Here is a 17,467-nt window from a genome sequence, read left to right on the forward strand (position 1 = left end):
CTTTCAGAGCTGCTCCCCCGCGGCGTCGATGGCGTCGATGGCGTCGAAAGATGTTGTCACCGAGACTGTTTGAGCGACCATCGCGTCGGGACCCCCGACGGTCGGACGGATGCCGGGACCGACGGGGGCGGAGGCCGTCGTCGTCGGCGCGGCAGACGGGCCGTCCGCGGAGCCGATGCGGGTCACCCGCGCCGCCGAGGCCTTGAACAGCGGCTGCTTGGAAGCCGGATCCCAGTCGGTGACGGTCAGTTCGTTCGCCGCCCGCTCGTGGTCGTCGCCCGTCCCGTCACCGGTGTCCCAGTAGCCGTAGTGGAACGGAACGAACACGACACCGGCCCGGATGGCGGTGGCCCGCGTCTTCGCGGTCAGCGTCCCTCGCGGCGAGGTGACCCGAACCGGGTCACCCTCGGTGAGGCCGAGGTCGAGCGCATCCGCTCGCGACACCTCCACCCACACCTGAGGTGCGGCGCCCGCGAGCTGGCTCACTCGTCCCGTCTTCGTCCGGGTGTGGAAGTGACAGAGCGTGCGACCGGTGACGAGGTGGAAGGGAAACTCGTCCGAAGGCTGTTCACGGGGTGCGAGATACCGGGCTGCCTTGATCATCGCCCTTCCCCCGGATTCCGTGCCCGATACTCGTCCGGTTCCGTCGGGGTGCCCGTGACGAGGTCCTTCCCGTATGTCTCGCAGTGGTCCGGGGCAGTCGGGAAATGGCCGTCGACGTAGAGGCGTTCGGTGCCGTCGGGGCGCTCCGCGGTGCACGGCCACTGTATGCCGCTACCCCCTCTCAGCCGGTCGTACGTCAATCCGGTGTAGTCGCAGGGCCGCCCGACACTGCACCGTTTCCACGCCTCGAACGCGGATTCGGCATCGCGCCACTGGGGAACCGGGTTGCCGTCGTGGTCGCTGCACTGCTGCCGCCGTGGCCTGATGCGACTGGTAGAAGCCCTGCAGCACCGTCGACACGAGCGCGGTGGCGGTGCCGGGCAGCCGGGCGGCCCGTCGCAGATCCTCGGCTTCGATCCCGCACAGCCCGAAGACCTCCTCGGGTGGACAGTCCTCCACCAGCGCGCGCAGGTCGTCGGATCCGACGGTGTGGTCGTCGAGGTACCGGTGGTCGATCCAGTCGTTGCGGATCACCTCGTGCAACAGCGCGTTCATCACCGCCACGTTCGTTCCGGGCAGCGGCGCCGCAGCGACCGACTGTGCGCCACCACGCGCTCCATCGCGGTGTCCCAATCCGTTTCGACCAGCCGCCCGTCAATCCGCACCAGCGGCTGCGTCAGCCGGTCCGGGGAGGTGCCATCCCTTCCGACGTGGTCCGGGCGCCGTCGAGTCGGCGCTGAGCCGTCGACTCGCCCGGCCTCGCCGAGCGGCGCTTCACACCCGGGCAGGACACCCGTCGGGCGGTCGACTACCCGAAACCGGCCGTGGGAAAACGCACCTCGGCGATGCCGGACAGTGGCGGTCCTTCTCCGGCGCCTACGTTTCGAGCTCGGGCTCGGGGGTAGTCCAGGGCGCGAGTCCGCGCGTAGCCCCGCCCAGGAAGCGGACACGGTACAGGCAGGAGGCTCGACGATGACCATTGCGACACCGAGCGGCGGCGGAGGACTCGGACGGCCGAGTTCGTCCGGCCTGGCCGACGTCATCGACACGATCCTCGACAAGGGACTGGTGATCGACGCGTTCGTGCGCGTCTCGCTCGTCGGCATCGAGCTGGTGACGATCGACGCCCGCGTGGTCATCGCCAGCGTCGACACCTACCTGAGGTTCGCCGAAGCGGCGAACCGGCTCGAGATCTCCAAGAGCCAGCCCGTCGGCCTGCCCGGTCTGGTCGGTGACCTCGTCGAGGGCGGCGCGAAACACAAGACGAAAGGAGCGCTCGAGTCCGCCGGCGAGAAGGTCGCGGACTTCCTCGGCGAGGTCCAGGACAAGCGCCGGCAGGCCGAGGGGTCGCCCGGGCGAAGGCGGCGATGACCGCACCTGTCGGCGGCACCGGGCACCCGCCCGAGACCGCGACCTCCGCGGCGCCACACGCAACCACGACCAGCGCGTTTGCGGGTTGTTTTCCGCCCCACACCGGCGCACTGTGGAAGGGCGGCGCAGCGTCGGAGCCGGGGCCGGTCCGGCGGATGTGCGTCGGCGTACATCCGAGGAGGCCGCCATGAACACCATCGTCCGCACCACGTTGGCCACGGCCGCGCTCGCACCCGCGATCCTGCTCGCACCCGGTGCTGCCGCCGCCGAGCCGGCCCCGGCGAGCACGTTCCCAGCCGTGCATCCGGTGGTGCTGATCGGCCAGCACCAGGACCCGATCGCCGCGCTGCTCGCCTGTGCCCCGGTGGGGCTCATCCCGGTGTTCGGACCGAACATCATCTTCCCGATCTGCCTCGCATGAGGCCGCGACGGCGTCGGGGTCGCCACCGCAACCCCGCCGCGCACGCGGTCGACACCGACGGGCCTGCCCGGCGGCGCGCGATAGCGTGGAACTCATGACCAGCACCCGAGGCAGCCGGCCGACGTCCGAGCCGGAATCTCTCGCCGCGCGCGCCTGCCTGCCGATGGGCGACGACGACCGGGTGCGGCTGCTGCTCGACATCGTCGCCCTGGCCCAGACGCGCGTCGGGCCCGACGAGATCGGCAATCTCGCCGGGCCCGCACTGGCCGACTTCGGCATCACCCTCACACCGGCCGTCGCCGACGGCTGGAACCTGGCGCTCGAGATCCTCACCCGGACGCTCGAGGACCGGCTGCCGAGCTGAGGCCCGAGTTCCGTCGGTCCGAACGAGAGTCGGTGTGGTGCCCCGCCGTCCCGCAACCAGAAGTGGTTGGCAGTGGGAAGCTTCCGTTGACACAAGCTTCGGTTCACACAGAAGAAGGTGGATACATGTCCGTGCTCGACAAGTTCCGTCTCGACGACCGGGTCGTCATCGTTACCGGCGCGTCCTCCGGGTTGGGTGTGGCGTTCGCCCAGGCCGCCGCCGAGGCCGGCGCCGACGTCGTGCTCGCCGCGCGTCGGACCGATCGGCTCGAGGACACCGCGAAGCTGGTCCGGGACACGGGTCGACGGGCACTGACCGTGGCCACGGACGTCGCCTCCCCCGAGCAGTGCCAGGCGATGGTCGACGCCGCTGTGGCCGAGTTCGGCCGCGTCGACGTCCTGGTCAACAACGCGGGCGTCGGCACCGCCGTCCCGGCAACCCGGGAGACCCCGGAGCAGTTCCGGTCGGTGATCGACATCAACCTGAGCGGCTCCTACTGGTGCGCACAGGCCTGCGGCAGGGTGATGCAGCCGGGCAGCTCGATCGTCAACATCGCCAGCGTCCTGGGACTGACCACAGCACAGCTGCCACAGGCGGCGTACAGCGCCAGCAAAGCCGCCGTCGTCGGCCTCACCCGCGACCTCGCGCAGCAGTGGGGTTCCCGGAAGGGGATCCGGGTCAACGCGCTCGCCCCCGGCTTCTTCGAGTCGGAGATGACCGACAACTACCAGGACGGCTACCTCGACAGTCAGGCGTCGCGGATCGTTCTCGGACGTACCGGCGACCCGGCCGAACTGGCCGCAACGCTGGTCTGGCTGGCGTCCGACGCGGGCGGCTACGTCACCGGGCAGACCATCCCCGTCGACGGCGGCTTCACCATCACCTGACGTCATCCGTCGTCCGGCACCGACGCGTGCCACACTTCGAGCACACCCTCCCCGGCCCGCACACGAGAGAGGCAGTCATCGTGCCAACCGGCAGGATCAGTGTGCGGCGGCAGGTCGCCGCGTCCCCCGATCGGGTGTGGGCCGTGCTCACCGACATCGACAATGCCGCGCGGACGCTCACCGGGGTCACCCGGATCGAGCGGATCTCGGGCGCCGGGTACGAGGTGGGCACCCGGTGGCGCGAGACCCGGACGATGTTCGGGCGGGAGGCCACCGAGGAGATGTGGGTGGCGGAGGTCGATCCGAACCGGCGGACCGTGGTCAAGGCGCGGTCCGCGGGCACCGACTACACGACGGTGTTCACCCTCGCTCCCGCCGCAGCCGGGACCGACCTGACCATGACGTTCTCCGCGGACGCCGGAAGCTCCGCGTTCAATCGTCTGCTCGCGGCCACCGTCGGGCGGCTCGCCATGCGGTTCACGAGGAAGGCGATCGCGGCGGACCTGCGTGACATCGCCGCACGCGCGGAAACCGGTTAGGCGGATCCGGCCGACAGGGGCGCTCACGCACCGATCGCACCCTTCATCATCGGCAGCATCGCCCACAGTTGCTCCTGCCAGTACGGCCAGGCGTGGATGCCGGTGGCCGGGAACTCGAAGTGGGCGGTGTCGACACCCATCGTCGCCAACCGCACCTGGAAGGCGCGGGTCTGCGCCAGCGACAGTGCCTCGAGTCCCATTCCGACGGACGTGTTCCAGAAGTCGATCGGGGCGGTCGGGCGGGTGTGCACACCCGGCAGACCGCTGCCCGCCGACACCCACATCGGCAGTCCCCGCAGCCCTTCGGCCTGGACGAACGGGTCGTGGTGGAGCCAGGCCGGATCCCACGGCGGACCCCACATGCAGTCCGCGTTGTACAGACCGGCGTCGAGCATCGCGATCCGGATCGCCTCCCGCATGCCCGGTGCCGAGAGGTTCAGGTAGCCGGACAGCGCCCCGGCGAACGCGAACTGGTCACGGTGCCGCGACGCCAGGATCAACGCGGCGTTGCCGCCCATCGACAGTCCCACGACCGCGTTGCGGGACCGGCTCAGTCCGTAGTTCGCGGCCAGGAAGTCGGGCAGGTTCTCGGTGAGGAAGGACTCCCAGGTGTAGGTGTAGGGCTGGTCGGTGAAGTTGTTCGGGAAGTACCAGTCGCTGTAGAAGCTGGCCGTCCCGCCGACGGGTTCGACGACGTTGACGCCGTGGTCGGACAGCCACGCGGCGTTCGTCTCGTGCTCCCAGTCGCTGAGGTCGGTGGGCGCGCGCAGTCCGTCGAGCAGGTAGACGCTGCGGTCACTGCCGTTGGCGGCCAACCACGTCCGGACCTTGATGTGCCCCACACCGCCGGGCGCGGGCACCCACGCCTCGCGCAACCGCGAATAGGGATCGGCCGCGGCCGGCGCCGCCACACCAGCCGCGACGGCGAGGGGCAGGAGCACCACGGCCACGACGAGGATCACGAGACCGTTGATGCTGCGAGCCGTCCTCCCCCGCTTCGGCCCCCGGTCGAGTTCCCGCATGTCAGATCGACCTCCGTCACATCGGTCCCGCGCTCCGTGAGGGTGTCACACCGTCCGTCCCACGGTATTCCGCAGCCCCGAAGCCTGTTGCGGCTCCGCGCAATCGTTATCCGACACCGAATCGTGATCGACGGCGGCGGCATCGCCGAGTGTGCGTTCGGACACATGTCCAGTGAATCCGGCCGAACCGACAATCCGGTCGGGCCGGTTCGCTACCCTGCTTGCCAGCATGGTGGGAACGGACAGAACCGACGACGAACCGTCACCCGTTCTCGGACGACGCTGGTGGATCTTCGGGGAGGTCACAGATGTGCGCGGCAGAGCAGACAGGCACCGACGATGCCTAGACCGGGGCCGGTCCGGCCGCTGGTCGGCGTGAAGATGGACGCGGACCGGATCGAACTGTACGACGAGCAGGCCGTCCGAGAGGGTCTGCTGATGAAGTCGGGCAGGCCGAACCGGTCCGAACTGATCCGGATCAAGCTCGCGTTCGCCGACGAGCACATGCCTGCCGGCTGGCGGCCCTGACGCCGTGACCGCTCACACGGACACCGTCGACAGTTCCCACTGTCCGTCGCCGGTCAGTTCGAGCTGACGGGTGTGGTGCTGGTCGACGGTGCTGCGGTGGCTGACGCTGAACAGCATGCACTCGGGGACCTCGGTGCGGATCAGGTCGTACAGCGTGTACTCGAGCCCCTCGTCCACCGCCGACGTCGCCTCGTCGAGGAACACCAATTGCGGTCGGAGCAGCAGGATCCGGGCGAAGGCGATGCGCTGCTGCTCGCCCGGGGACAGGATCTTGGCCCAGTCCTGCTCCTCGTCCAGGCGGCCCACGAGATTGCCGAGCGCAACCTTGCGCAGCGCGTCGATGATCGCGTCGTCGTCGAGATCGTCGGCCGTCCCCGGATAGGCGACCGCGGTCCGCAGGTCGCCGAGCGGCAGGTACGGCATCTGCGACAGGAACAGCGTCTCGCGCCCGGCGGGCCTGTGGATCCGTCCCTCGGTGTACGGCCACATCTGCGCGAGACTGCGCAGCAGGGTGGTCTTGCCGCTGCCGGAGCGGCCCTTGACGACCATCGCATCGCCGGGCGCCATCGTCAGGTCGAGGCCGGTGACGAGCGGTACCCCGTCCGGGGTCCGCACGTTCACCCCGTCGAGTTCGAGCGCACCGTCGAGGTCGAGCGTGTCGAGTGTCGGCAGGTCACGCGAGGTCCGGTTGGCCCTCTGCAGTCCGTCGAGTCGGATCAGGCTGGCGCGGTACCCGGCGAACGTGTCGTAGGACTCGCGGAAGAACGACAGCGAGTCGTGCACCTGTCCGAACGCGGTGGCGGACTGGGTGACGTCGCCGAGTGTGATGGTGCCGGCGAAGAACCGCGGGGCCTGGATCAGGATCGGGAACACCACCGCGATCTGGTTGACGACAAGGTTCCAACCGTTGAACTTCAATGTGCGGAAAACGATTTGCCAGTAGTTGCGCAGCACGGCGGCGAAGCGTGCGAGCAGGCCGCGGCGTTCGACTCCCTCACCGCGGTAGAACGCGACGTTCTCGGCACCGTCTCGGACCCGCACCAGGGCGTAGCGGAAGTTGGCGGTGAGGCGTTCGTTCCAGAAGTTCAACTGGATCAGCGGCCGGCCGAGCCAGAAGGCGACGATCGTCGAGAGGAGGACGTACGCGAACACCAGGAACACCATGGCACGGGGAACCTCCGTGCCGAAGATCGTCATCGGACCCGACAGGTCCCAGAGGATCTTCGTGAACGACACCAACGACACCAGCGCCCCGACGGCCCCCATCGACAGCGACCGTGAGATCTGCACGAAATCGGTGATGTCCTGCTGGATCCGCTGGTCGGGATTGTCGATCGTCGCGTCGACGAAGCGACTCCGGTAGAAGGCGCGACCGTGCAACCAGTCGGTGGTGATGTGATCGGTGAGCCAGCGCCGCCACCTGATGTCGAAGGCCTGCCCGATGTAGAAGTCGAGCAGCGACCGGGCGACGTGGATGGTGGCGAGGATGCCGAAGATCACCAGGCTCTTCCAGAACGCCGACTCGGCGGCGTCGAGAGCGGGCGCGTCCCCCTGCGCGAACGCCTGCGCCCCGTACTGCAACGCGGTGTACATCTCGTTGCCCTGGTAGGAGAACAGCACGGTCATCCGCACCGCGAACACCGTCATGAACAGCACCAGCGCGACCAGCGCCCACACCGGCGCGCTGTCGCGGCCGGTGAAGTAGGCGCCGCTGATCCGCCAGAACTGGCGGCCCCACCGGGTCGTGCGGATGAGCACGACGGCGGCGAGCAGGAAACACACCGCCGAGATGCCGAACGCCTCCAGGGTCCACTTCACGCTCGCGAAGAGCTCGTGATTCCAGTCCAGCACGGATGATTCGGACATTCGCGACCCCTTGAGCCGGCGGTGGGAAGTGCGCGAATTCTACCGCCGTCACCTCGGCCGTGCGGGGTGGTCCCGGGTCTCGACCAGACCGCGGCGCACCGCGAGACCCCCGGCGACCGCGGCGATTCCGATCGTCACCAGCGCACCGAGCAGCAGCGCCGGGGCCTCACCCTCCTCGAACAGGCCGAGTTGGGTGCCGATCGTCGCGGCGGCCACCGGAATTCCGAGCTGGGCCGCGGCGAGGGCGGCCAGCGGCATCGGCTGGCCGAGCAGCCGGGCGAGCCCGTGCACCACCAACGCGGACAGCCCGAGGGCCAGGCCGAGACCGATGTACGACGGGTGCAGGGCGAGCGCACGCAGATCCAGCGACGCGCCGAGCCACACGAAGAACAACGGTCCGAGGAAGCCCTCGGTCAACCCGAACAGCTGCCGTGCCAGCCTGCGCGGCTCCCCCACCGCCGACAGCGCGAGACCGAGGCCGAATCCCGCCAGCATGATCGACACGTGGGTCCAGGTGGCGAGCGCGGCGAGCCCGAACAGCAGCGCGAGGTTCACCCGCAGCTCCAGAGCGAAGCCGCGCTCCTCGGAGATCCTGTGCGACCGGTCCTGCAGACCGGTTCTCACGAACCACCGGAACGCCAGGTACACCAGCGCGGCACCCGCGGCGACGACCACCGCACCCACCGCGGCGCGGGCTGCGCGACCGGGATCGATCACGAGCGGCAGGGCGACGATGCACACCGTGTCGGCGATCGCGACCTGAGCCACCGTCTCCACCACCGGCCGGCCGGCCAGCCGCAGCGAGTCGACGATCGGCAGCACCAACGCCGCGGACGACGAGGCGACGAGAACCGAGTACAGGCCGGCCTTCCCGGTGCCGAACACGGCGGCCAGGGCGATTCCGACGGGAACCGCGGCGACACCGACGGCGACCGCGCGGGCCGCGCCGCGCCGCAACGCCGGCCGGATCGCCGTGTCCCGCATCGGAACGTGGGTGCCGGCGACGAACATCACCAACGCGAACCCGATGTCGGCGAGGAACGCGAACGTCGAGTCGTCCGGGTCGACGAGGTGGAATCCGCTGACCCCGATCAGCGCGCCTGCCGCGAGTTCCCCGAGCACGACCGGAAGATTCCACCGCCGGCGGTAGGCGAGCAGGGGACCGAGCAGTGCGACCACCGACACCACCGCGAGCGTCCCGAATCCCATCGGCGCCGCCCTTCCGACCGGTGCCTCACGGCCCGGTCACCTCGCGGGCGCCGTCAGCGCCGTTTCGGGAAGTGCCGGATCATCCCTTCCTGCACGACTGTCGCGAGCAATTCTCCGTCACGGGAGAAGAATCGTCCGGTCGCCAGGCCGCGGGATCCGGCGGCGACCGGCGACTCGGTCGCGTACAGCGCCCAGTCGTCGAAGCGGAACGGCCGGTGGAACCACATCGAGTGGTTGACGGTGGCCGCGACGATCCGGTCCAGTCCCCAGGACAGCCCGTGCGTGGTGATGATCGAGTCGAGCACCGTGGTGTCCGACCCGTAGGCCATCGCCGCGACGTGCAGTTGCGGATCGTCCGGCAGCGGACCGTCGGTGCGCATCCAGACCCGGTTGTGGCCGAGCTTCTCGCCGCTGCCCTTGAGGATCCAGGCCGGGTCGTTGGCGTACCGCATGTCGATCGGCCGCAGCGCCGAGACGAAGTGCGGCAGTGTCTCCTCGAAGCCGACCAGACGTTCGCCGATCGGCACCAGGGTCTCCGGGTCCGGCACGTCCGGCAGCGGCACGCCGTGTTCGAGTCCGCGGCCGTGTTCCTGGAAGCCGGCGAGCGCGACACACAGTTCACGCCCGTCCTGGTACGCGGTCACCTGCCGGTTCGCCAGCGCCCGCCCGTCCCGGAACCGCTGCACGCGGTACTCGATGGGTGCCTTGACGTCGCCGCCCCGGATGAAGTGGACGTTGACCGCGTGCAGCGGCCGGCTGCCGTCGACGGTGCGGCCTGCGGCGATCATCGACTGCGCGACGAGTTGCCCGCCGAACGTGCGGCTGCCGAGTTGCCGTCCGGTCGGGTGGGTGCCGAGGAACGTGTCCTCGCCGGTCTGTTCGAGGTCGAGCAGACCGAGCAGGGTCTCGAGGTCCTCGGCGCGCTCCCCCGAACGTGCCGCCGTGTTCCCGGCCGCCGCTTCGTTCACCTGGGCGTGTCTCCTGTCTAGTGGTCCTCTTCTCCGATCCGGTGGACGTGGATCAGATTGGTGGAGCCTACGGTGCCGGGCGGGGATCCGGCCACGATCACGACGAGATCGCCCTTGTTGTACCGGCCGAGGGACAGCAACGCGTTGTCGACCTGGCCGATCATGACGTCGGTCGTCGAGACCGGCGGCACCAGGAACGTCTCGGTGCCCCACGTCAGGGCCAGCTGGCTGCGCACCTCGGGCAGCGGTGTGAACGCGAGCAGCGGCAGCGGGGTGTGCAGGCGCGCGAGGCGGCGGACGGTGTCACCGGACTGGGTGAACGCGACGAGGGCCTTCGCGTCGAGGCGCTCGCCGATGTCGCGGGCCGCGTAGGAGATCACGCCCCGCTTGGTGCGGGGGACGTGGGTGAGCGGGGGCACCCGGGTCGACTCCGTCTCGACGGCCTCGACGATGCGGGCCATCGTCTCGACGGTCTCGATCGGGTACTTGCCGACGGAGGTCTCGCCGGACAGCATCACCGCGTCGGCGCCGTCGAGGACCGCGTTCGCCACGTCGGAGGCCTCGGCGCGGGTGGGGCGGGAGTTCTCGATCATCGAGTCGAGCATCTGCGTCGCCACGATCACCGGCTTGGCGTTCTCGCGTGCGATCTGGATGGCCCGCTTCTGCACCAGCGGCACCTGCTCGAGCGGCAACTCGACGCCGAGGTCGCCGCGGGCGACCATGACCGCGTCGAAGGCCAGCACGACCGCCTCGAGGGCCTCGATCGCCTCCGGCTTCTCGAGCTTCGCGATCACCGGGATGCGCCGGCCGACCCGGTCCATCACCGCGTGGACCAGTTCGACGTCCGCGGGCGAACGCACGAAGGACAGCGCGATGAAGTCGACACCGAGCTGCAACGCGAACTCGAGGTCCTCGATGTCCTTCTCGGACAAGGCCGGAACCGAGACGTTCATGCCGGGCAGGGAGACGCCCTTGTTGTTGCTCACCGGTCCGCCCTCGGTGACGCGGCACACGACGTCGTTGCCGTCGACGCCGAGCACCTCGAGGCCGACCTTGCCGTCGTCGACGAGGAGGCGGTCGCCGGCCTTGGCGTCCTGCGCGAGTTCCTTGTACGTCGTCGAGACGCGGTCGTGGGTTCCTTCGACGTCGTCGACGGTGATCCGGACCTCTTCGCCGTTCTCCCACACGGTGCTTCCCGTGGTGAAGCGTCCGAGCCGAATCTTCGGGCCCTGCAGGTCGGCCAGGATGCCGACGGCCTTGCCGGTGGCGTCGGAGGCCTCCCGCACCAGGCGGTAGTTGTGTTCGTGGTCGGCGTGTTCGCCGTGGCTGAAGTTGAGCCGGGCGACGTCCATGCCGCTCTCGACGAGCTCGCGAATCCGTTCCGCGGTCGCGACCGCAGGGCCCAGGGTGCACACAATCTTTGTCCGTCGAGTCACGACGACGAGCCTAGTATGTGAACCGATTCAGAGCCATTCGCACCCCCGCGAATCCGTTCACAACTCTGTGAACAAAATGCACGAATCCCGTCGTCGACCGTCCGTTCACGCCGATGTCGGCGACCGTTCCCTGCCGGATCACAGAACTTCGAGCGGAAGGGCGGTCGGGTGCACCGGCGACGGCAGGTCCGAGTGCCCGGTGAGGAACACGTCGACGGCGCGGGCGACCGATCTGCCCTCGGCAATCGCCCACACCACGAGCGAGGCGCCCCGGTGTGCGTCGCCGCACACGAAGACCCCGGGCGCCGCGGTCTGCCAGTCGGGCCCACACGAGAGCACACCTCGCGGCGTCAGTGTCAACCCGAGCCCGTCGAGGAGCGCCTCGTGCTCGACGCCGTCGAAACCGATCGCGATCAGCGCGAGATCGCAGGGCAGCTCGACCTCCTCGCCGATCGGCGAGATGTGCCTGCGACCCTGCTCGTCGCGGGTGACGCGGACCTCGGCCAGCACCATCGACCGCACCCGACCGCCGTCGTCACCCAGGAATCGTTGCACCGCAACCTCGTACCGGCGCACACCCCCCTCGGCGTGGGCGGGCGACGTACGCAGCACCATCGGCCACGACGGCCACGGCGAGCGTTCCTCGTCGCGGACGACCGGAGCTTCGCGGTGGTAGTCGAGTTGGGTGACCGACAGCGCGCCCTGCCGGTGCACGGTCCCGAGGCAGTCCGCGCCGGTGTCGCCACCGCCGATGATCACCACGTGCTTGCCGTGCGCGGTGACCGGGCTGGCACCGTCGCCCTCGCACTCCCGGTTGGCGAGCACGAGATGTTCCATCGCCAGGTGGATTCCGTCCAGGTTCCGGCCCTCGACGGTGGTGTTGTCCCGGGCGCGCAGCGCACCGACGGCGAGGACCACCGCGTCGAACCGCTCCCGCAGTTGCTCGACGGTCAGGTCGACCCCGACCTCGCAGTCGGTGACGAATCGTGTTCCCTCCGAACGCATCTGGTCCACCCTGCGATCGATCACCGCCTTGTCCAGTTTGAACGCGGGGATGCCGTACCGCAGCAGCCCGCCGAGCCGGTCGTCGCGTTCGAACACGGTGACGTCGTGGCCGGCGCGGGTCAGCTGCTGGGCCGCGGCCAACCCGCCCGGTCCCGACCCGACCACGGCGACCGTCCGCCCGCTCGACACCCGCGCCTGCTTCGGCGGCACCGTCCCCTCCTCCCAGGCCGTGTCGGCGATCGCCTGCTCGATGCGCTTGATGGTGACGCTGCCGCCGGTGTCGTTCTCGGCGATCGACAGCACGCACGCGGCCTCGCAGGGGGCCGGGCAGATGCGGCCGGTGATCTCGGGGAAGTTGTTGGTCGCGTGCAACCGGTCCGCGGCCGCCTCCCACCGGCCCCGACGCACCAGGTCGTTCCACTCCGGTATCAGGTTGCCCAGCGGGCAGCCGGCGGAACCCGAGTGGCAGAAGGGGATTCCGCAGTCCATGCACCGGGTCGCCTGCTCGGCGACGCCGCGGGCGCGCTCCTGCCGAGACTGGTCGGCGCCGACCTCCCGCCAGTCGTGGACCCGCTCGGTGACGGGCCGTTTCGGGGCTTCCTTCTTGCGGACCTTCAGGAAGCCGTGCGGATCAGCCACGTGCCGCCTCCATGATCGCGGTGTCCACGTCCCGCCCCTCGGCGCGCGCGAGTCGCGTCGCCTCGAGCACCCGCCGGTAGTCGGTGGGCAGCACCTTGGTGAACAGTCCACTGCGGCGCGGCCAGTCGGCGAGCACCGACGCCGCGACCGGCGAACCGGTCCGCTCGTGGTGCCGGGCCACGACGGGCCGCAGCCACTCCAGGTCGTCGGGATCGAGCGGTTCGAGGGTGACCATCGCGCTGTTGACCTTCGCCGGGTCGAGATCGAGCACGTACGCGATACCGCCGGACATGCCCGCGGCGAGGTTGCGTCCGGTCGGGCCGAGGACCACCACGCGTCCACCGGTCATGTACTCGCAGGCGTGGTCGCCGACACCCTCGACGACGGCGGTGGCACCGGAGTTGCGAACCGAGAACCGCTCCCCCACCTGGCCGCGCAGGAACACCTCTCCCGACGTCGCGCCGTACAGCACGGTGTTGCCCGCGATCACCTGCTCCTCCGCCTCGAACAGCGCGTCGGCCGCGGGACGCACCACGATCCGTCCGCCCGAAAGCCCCTTGCCGACATAGTCGTTGGCGTCCCCGATCAGGTCCAGGGTGATCCCGGGCGGGAGGAACGCGCCGAGCGACTGCCCGGCCGACCCGGTCAGTTCGACGACGACGGTGTCGTCCGGCAGCCCGGCGGCCCCGTACCGTCGCGTCACCTCGGCGCCGAGCAGGGTGCCGACCGTCCGGTTGACGTTGCGCACCGGCAGCTGCAGCCGCACCGGATGGGCGTCCTCGAGCGCGCCCTCCGACAGCTGGATCAGGCTGCGGTCCAACGCACCCGCCAGACCGTGGTCCTGGTCGCGCATCCGGCGGCGCGGCGAGTCGGCCCCCTCGGCGCCGGTCGTCATCGCGAAGATCGGCGACAGGTCCAGGCCGCGGCTCTTCCAGTGCGCCACCCCCACCGCGGTGTCGAGCAGGTCGGCGCGTCCGATCGCCTCGTCGAGAGTGCGGAAACCCAACCGGGCCAGGTGCTCGCGGACCTCCTCGGCGACGAAACGGAAGTACTCCTCGACGAACTCGGGCTTGCCGGTGTAACGGGCGCGCAGCACCGGGTTCTGGGTGGCGACCCCGACCGGACAGGTGTCGAGGTGGCAGACGCGCATCATGATGCACCCGGCGACGACTAGCGGAGCCGTGGAGAAGCCGAACTCCTCACCTCCGAGCAGCGCCGCGACCATCACGTCCCGCCCGGTGCGCATGCCGCCGTCGCACTGCACGGTGATCCGGTCCCGGAGACCGTTGAGCACCAGTGTCTGCTGCGTGTCGGCCAGGCCGATCTCCCACGGCGCCCCCGCGTGTTTGAGGGAGGTCAGCGGTGACGCACCGGTGCCACCGTCGTGCCCCGAGATCAGCACGACGTCCGCGTGCGCCTTCGACACCCCGGCCGCGACCGTGCCGACCCCGACCGAGCTGACCAGCTTGACGTGCACCCGGGCACTGTCGTTGGCGTTCTTCAGGTCGTGGATCAGTTGGGCCAGATCCTCGATCGAGTAGATGTCGTGGTGCGGCGGCGGGGAGATCAGCCCGACGCCGGGCGTCGAGTGCCGGGTGGACGCGATCCACGGGTACACCTTGAACGGGGGCAGCTGGCCGCCCTCGCCGGGTTTGGCGCCCTGCGCCATCTTGATCTGGATGTCGGTGGCGTTGATCAGGTAGTCGCTGGTGACGCCGAAGCGACCGCTGGCGACCTGCTTGACCGCGCTGCGCCTGCTCGGATCACGCAGCCGATCCGAATCCTCCCCTCCCTCACCCGAATTCGACCGCGCACCGAGGTTGTTCATCGCGACGGCCATCGTCTCGTGGGCCTCGGCGGAAATCGAGCCGTAACTCATTGCGCCGGTGTTGAACCGGGTGACGATCGCGCTCACCGGCTCCACCTCGTCGAGCGGCACCGCGGGTCGCGCGCCCTCCCGGAAGCGGAACAGTCCGCGCAGTGCGCCGCCCTGTTCGGCCAGCTCGTTCACCGCCTCGCTGTAGCGGGCGAACACCTCACGGCGACCGGTCCGGGTGGCGTGCTGGAGGAGGAACACCGTCTCCGGGGTGAACAGGTGCAGTTCCCCCTCGCGTCGGAACTGGTACTCGCCGCCGACGTCGAGTCGCCGGTGGGCGCGATCGGTCGGGTTCTCCGGATGGGCGAGCCGGTGCCGCGCCCGCACCTCGTCGGCGAGCACGTCCAGCCCCACCCCGCCGAGGGACGAGGTGGTACCCCGGAAGTACTCGTGCACCAGGTCACGGTCCAGACCGATCGCCTCGAAAACCTGTGCCGCCGTGTAGGAACCGACCGTCGAGATGCCCATCTTGGACATCACCTTCAGCACACCCTTGCCGAGCGCGTACAGCAGGTTGCGGACGGCGACGGCCGACTCGATCCCCGTCAGCTCGCCCTCGGCGACGAGGTCCTCGATCGTCTCCATCGCCAGGTACGGGTTGACCGCGGCGGCGCCGAAGCCGATCAGCAGCGCCACGTGGTGCACCTCGCGCGCATCACCCGACTCGACGACGAGCGCGACCTTGGTCCGCTCCCGCGTCCGGATCAGATGATGGTGGACGGCGGACACGGCCAGCAGCGACGGGATGGGCGCACGGTGGCGGTCGGAGTCGCGGTCCGAGATGACGAGCGTGCGATACCCGTCGGCGATCGCGGCGCCGGCCCGTGCCCGCAGGTCCTCGATCGCCTCGGCCATCCCGTCGCCGCCGCGGTCGACGTCGTAGAGCGCGTGCAGCACGGTCGCCGCGAGCCCGGGATGGTCACCCTCGTCGTCGATGTGGACGATCCTGCTCAACGCGTGGTTGTCGAGCACCGGCCACGGCAGCACGATCTGCCGGCACGACGCGGCGGTGGGCTGCAGCAGATTCTGCTCGGGCCCCATCACCCGGCTCAGGGAGGTGACGACCTCCTCGCGGATCGCGTCCAGCGGCGGGTTGGTCACCTGCGCGAACAGTTCCACGAAGTAGTCGTAGAGCAGCCGTGGCCGCTGCGACATCACGGCCACCGGGGTGTCGCTGCCCATCGAGCCGAGCGGCTCACCCGCCGCCGCGGCCATCGGTGTCAGCAGGATCCGCAGATCCTCCTCGGTGTACCCGAACTCGATCTGCCTGCGGACCACCGACGCGTGCGGCTGCGTGGGCAGGGACCGGTCCGGCAGCTCCTCGAGCCCGACGAGGCCCGCGTACAGCCACTCGGCGTACGGTTCCGCGGCGGCGAGGTCGGCCTTGACCTCCCGATCCGGCACGATCCGGCCTGCGGAGGTGTCGACGAGGAACATCCGGCCCGGTTCGAGGCGCCCCTTCGCCAGCACCCGGGACTGCGCGATGTCGAGGACGCCTGCCTCGCTGGCGAGCACGACGCGGCCGTCGGCGGTCTGCCACCAGCGACCCGGACGCAGTCCGTTGCGGTCCAGGACCGCCCCCACCCGGGTTCCGTCGGTGAACGTCACGCACGCCGGCCCGTCCCACGGTTCCATCAGCGACGCGTGATAGCGGTAGAAGTCGCGGCGGGCCGGCGGCATCGCCGGATCGTTCTCCCACGCCTCGGGGACCATCATCAACACGGCGTGCTCGACGCTGCGCCCGCCCAGGTGCAGCAACTCGAGCACCTCGTCGAACGACGCCGAGTCCGACGCGTCCGGCGTGCAGATCGGATAGAGGCGGCGCAGATCCCCGGGGATGAGGTCGGTGGCGAGCATCGCCTCCCGCGCCCGCATCCGGTTCCGGTTGCCCCGCACCGTGTTGATCTCGCCGTTGTGGGCCACGAACCGGAACGGGTGCGCCAGCGGCCACGACGGAAAAGTGTTGGTGGAGAACCGACTGTGCACGATGGCGATCGCGCTGCGGCACCGTTCGTCGCGCAGGTCCGGGAAGAACGAGGGCAGCTGGGTCGCCGTGAGCATGCCCTTGTAGACGATCGTCCGCGCCGACAGGGACGGGAAGTAGACGCCGAGGTTCACGTCCTCGGGGACCTGCTCCGCGCGTTTGCGCAGCGGGTACACGAGGCGGTCGAGGTCCAGCCCGGCGGGGCGTCGGCCGTCCGCGTCCGCCGGCGCCGCCACGAACAGCTGACTCGTGTACGGCATGCACCCGCGCGCCCCGGACCCCACATCGGCGGCGTCCGGGTCGGTCGGCACCTCCCGCCACCCGAGCACCTCGAGGTTCTCCTCGGCCGCGATCGCCTCCACCCGCGCGACCGCCTCCGCCCGCATGCCCCCGTCCCGCGGCAGGAAACAGATCCCCGCCGCGTAGGTGTTGTCGACGCCCTCCGGGGCGGGCAGGTCGAACCCGGCGACCGCGGCGAGCAACTCGGTCGGCAGCTGCAGCAGGATCCCGGCACCGTCACCGCTGTTCGGCTCCGCACCGGCCGCGCCGCGATGCTCCAGGTTCGCCAGCGCCAGGAGTCCGTCCGTGACGATGTCGTGGGTGCGTCTGCCGTGAATGTCGGCGACCATGGCGACTCCACAGGAGTCGGCTTCGGCCGCCGGGTCGTACAACCCCTGCGGCTCGGGTACCTGGGAGAACAGCACCGGTCACCTCCACTGGGCGGCCACCGTCATGGGCACCGAGGCTCA

The 17,467-nt window shown here is 70.0% G+C and carries 13 protein-coding genes and 1 pseudogene; 6 read left to right on the forward strand and 8 right to left on the reverse strand.

Annotation, left to right across the window (positions count from 1 at the left end; genetic code table 11):
- Positions 1 to 3: 3 nt before the first annotated feature.
- Positions 4 to 1,200, reverse strand: a pseudogene (locus ACFYVR_RS21145) (molybdopterin oxidoreductase family protein); the annotation flags it as partial.
- A gap of 375 nt (positions 1,201 to 1,575) precedes the next feature.
- Between ACFYVR_RS21145 and gvpJ the strand changes: the two are divergent.
- The 5 genes from gvpJ to ACFYVR_RS21170 all read left to right on the forward strand — a co-directional run bounded on the left by gvpJ (position 1,576) and on the right by ACFYVR_RS21170 (position 4,185).
- Positions 1,576 to 1,974: a gas vesicle protein GvpJ gene (gene gvpJ, locus ACFYVR_RS21150; RefSeq protein ID WP_387476786.1), complete on the forward strand. Its 399-nt coding sequence runs from the start codon at positions 1,576 to 1,578 to the stop codon at positions 1,972 to 1,974.
- 187 nt (positions 1,975 to 2,161) lie between these two features.
- Positions 2,162 to 2,395, forward strand: a complete 234-nt coding sequence (locus tag ACFYVR_RS21155; protein ID WP_387476788.1) for a hypothetical protein — start codon at positions 2,162 to 2,164, stop codon at positions 2,393 to 2,395.
- A 94-nt stretch (positions 2,396 to 2,489) separates the two neighbouring features.
- Positions 2,490 to 2,759 carry a hypothetical protein gene (locus ACFYVR_RS21160; protein WP_387476790.1) on the forward strand — a complete coding sequence of 90 codons (270 nt, stop codon included), beginning with the start codon at positions 2,490 to 2,492 and terminating at the stop codon, positions 2,757 to 2,759.
- 125 nt (positions 2,760 to 2,884) lie between these two features.
- A complete protein-coding gene (locus ACFYVR_RS21165) occupies positions 2,885 to 3,646 on the forward strand; it encodes an SDR family NAD(P)-dependent oxidoreductase (protein ID WP_387476792.1) in 762 nt (253 codons plus the stop codon).
- Positions 3,647 to 3,726: 80 nt separating this feature from the next.
- Complete coding sequence (locus tag ACFYVR_RS21170; RefSeq protein WP_387476794.1) at positions 3,727 to 4,185, forward strand: SRPBCC family protein; 459 nt, start codon at positions 3,727 to 3,729, stop codon at positions 4,183 to 4,185.
- A 23-nt stretch (positions 4,186 to 4,208) separates the two neighbouring features.
- Here the strand turns inward: ACFYVR_RS21170 and ACFYVR_RS21175 are convergent, their stop codons facing one another.
- Entirely contained in the window at positions 4,209 to 5,207 is a 999-nt protein-coding gene (locus ACFYVR_RS21175; protein WP_387476796.1) for an alpha/beta hydrolase, read from the reverse strand.
- Positions 5,208 to 5,546: 339 nt separating this feature from the next.
- On the opposite strand from ACFYVR_RS21175, the gene ACFYVR_RS21180 reads away from it, so the two are divergent.
- On the forward strand, positions 5,547 to 5,735 hold the full coding sequence (locus tag ACFYVR_RS21180; RefSeq protein WP_387476798.1) for a hypothetical protein: 189 nt from the start codon (positions 5,547 to 5,549) through the stop codon (positions 5,733 to 5,735).
- A gap of 12 nt (positions 5,736 to 5,747) precedes the next feature.
- Here the strand turns inward: ACFYVR_RS21180 and ACFYVR_RS21185 are convergent, their stop codons facing one another.
- The 6 genes from ACFYVR_RS21185 to gltB all read right to left on the reverse strand — a co-directional run bounded on the left by ACFYVR_RS21185 (position 5,748) and on the right by gltB (position 17,422).
- Complete coding sequence (locus ACFYVR_RS21185) at positions 5,748 to 7,601, reverse strand: ABC transporter ATP-binding protein/permease (protein WP_387476800.1); 1,854 nt, start codon at positions 7,599 to 7,601, stop codon at positions 5,748 to 5,750.
- Positions 7,602 to 7,649: 48 nt separating this feature from the next.
- Positions 7,650 to 8,810 (reverse strand): cation:proton antiporter, encoded by a 1,161-nt coding sequence (locus tag ACFYVR_RS21190; RefSeq protein ID WP_387476802.1) that lies wholly within the window; start codon positions 8,808 to 8,810, stop codon positions 7,650 to 7,652.
- 53 nt (positions 8,811 to 8,863) lie between these two features.
- Entirely contained in the window at positions 8,864 to 9,778 is a 915-nt protein-coding gene (locus tag ACFYVR_RS21195; RefSeq protein ID WP_387476804.1) for an acyl-CoA thioesterase, read from the reverse strand.
- A gap of 17 nt (positions 9,779 to 9,795) precedes the next feature.
- A complete protein-coding gene (gene pyk / locus ACFYVR_RS21200; RefSeq protein ID WP_387476806.1) occupies positions 9,796 to 11,214 on the reverse strand; it encodes a pyruvate kinase in 1,419 nt (472 codons plus the stop codon).
- Positions 11,215 to 11,352: 138 nt separating this feature from the next.
- Positions 11,353 to 12,858, reverse strand: a complete 1,506-nt coding sequence (locus ACFYVR_RS21205; protein WP_387476808.1) for a glutamate synthase subunit beta — start codon at positions 12,856 to 12,858, stop codon at positions 11,353 to 11,355.
- On the reverse strand, positions 12,851 to 17,422 hold the full coding sequence (gltB, locus tag ACFYVR_RS21210) for a glutamate synthase large subunit (protein WP_387476810.1): 4,572 nt from the start codon (positions 17,420 to 17,422) through the stop codon (positions 12,851 to 12,853). Before gltB ends, ACFYVR_RS21205 begins: the two co-directional genes overlap by 8 nt.
- Positions 17,423 to 17,467 lie beyond the last annotated feature (45 nt).

Origin of the sequence: Rhodococcus sp. NPDC003318, assembly GCF_042879035.1 — a bacterium.
In the GTDB taxonomy this organism is placed as follows: Bacteria; Actinomycetota; Actinomycetes; order Mycobacteriales; family Mycobacteriaceae; genus Rhodococcus_G.

Bases quoted from the DNA above. Each gene is read 5' to 3' on its own strand.
- gvpJ (WP_387476786.1), top strand. From the start codon at position 1,576: ATGACCATTGCGACACCGAGCGGCGGCGGAGGACTCGGACGGCCGAGT.
- ACFYVR_RS21155 (WP_387476788.1), top strand. From the start codon at position 2,162: ATGAACACCATCGTCCGCACCACGTTGGCCACGGCCGCGCTCGCACCC.
- ACFYVR_RS21160 (WP_387476790.1), top strand. From the start codon at position 2,490: ATGACCAGCACCCGAGGCAGCCGGCCGACGTCCGAGCCGGAATCTCTC.
- ACFYVR_RS21165 (WP_387476792.1), top strand. From the start codon at position 2,885: ATGTCCGTGCTCGACAAGTTCCGTCTCGACGACCGGGTCGTCATCGTT.
- ACFYVR_RS21175 (WP_387476796.1), bottom strand. From the start codon at position 5,207: ATGCGGGAACTCGACCGGGGGCCGAAGCGGGGGAGGACGGCTCGCAGC.
- ACFYVR_RS21180 (WP_387476798.1), top strand. From the start codon at position 5,547: ATGCCTAGACCGGGGCCGGTCCGGCCGCTGGTCGGCGTGAAGATGGAC.
- ACFYVR_RS21185 (WP_387476800.1), bottom strand. From the start codon at position 7,601: ATGTCCGAATCATCCGTGCTGGACTGGAATCACGAGCTCTTCGCGAGC.
- ACFYVR_RS21190 (WP_387476802.1), bottom strand. From the start codon at position 8,810: ATGGGATTCGGGACGCTCGCGGTGGTGTCGGTGGTCGCACTGCTCGGT.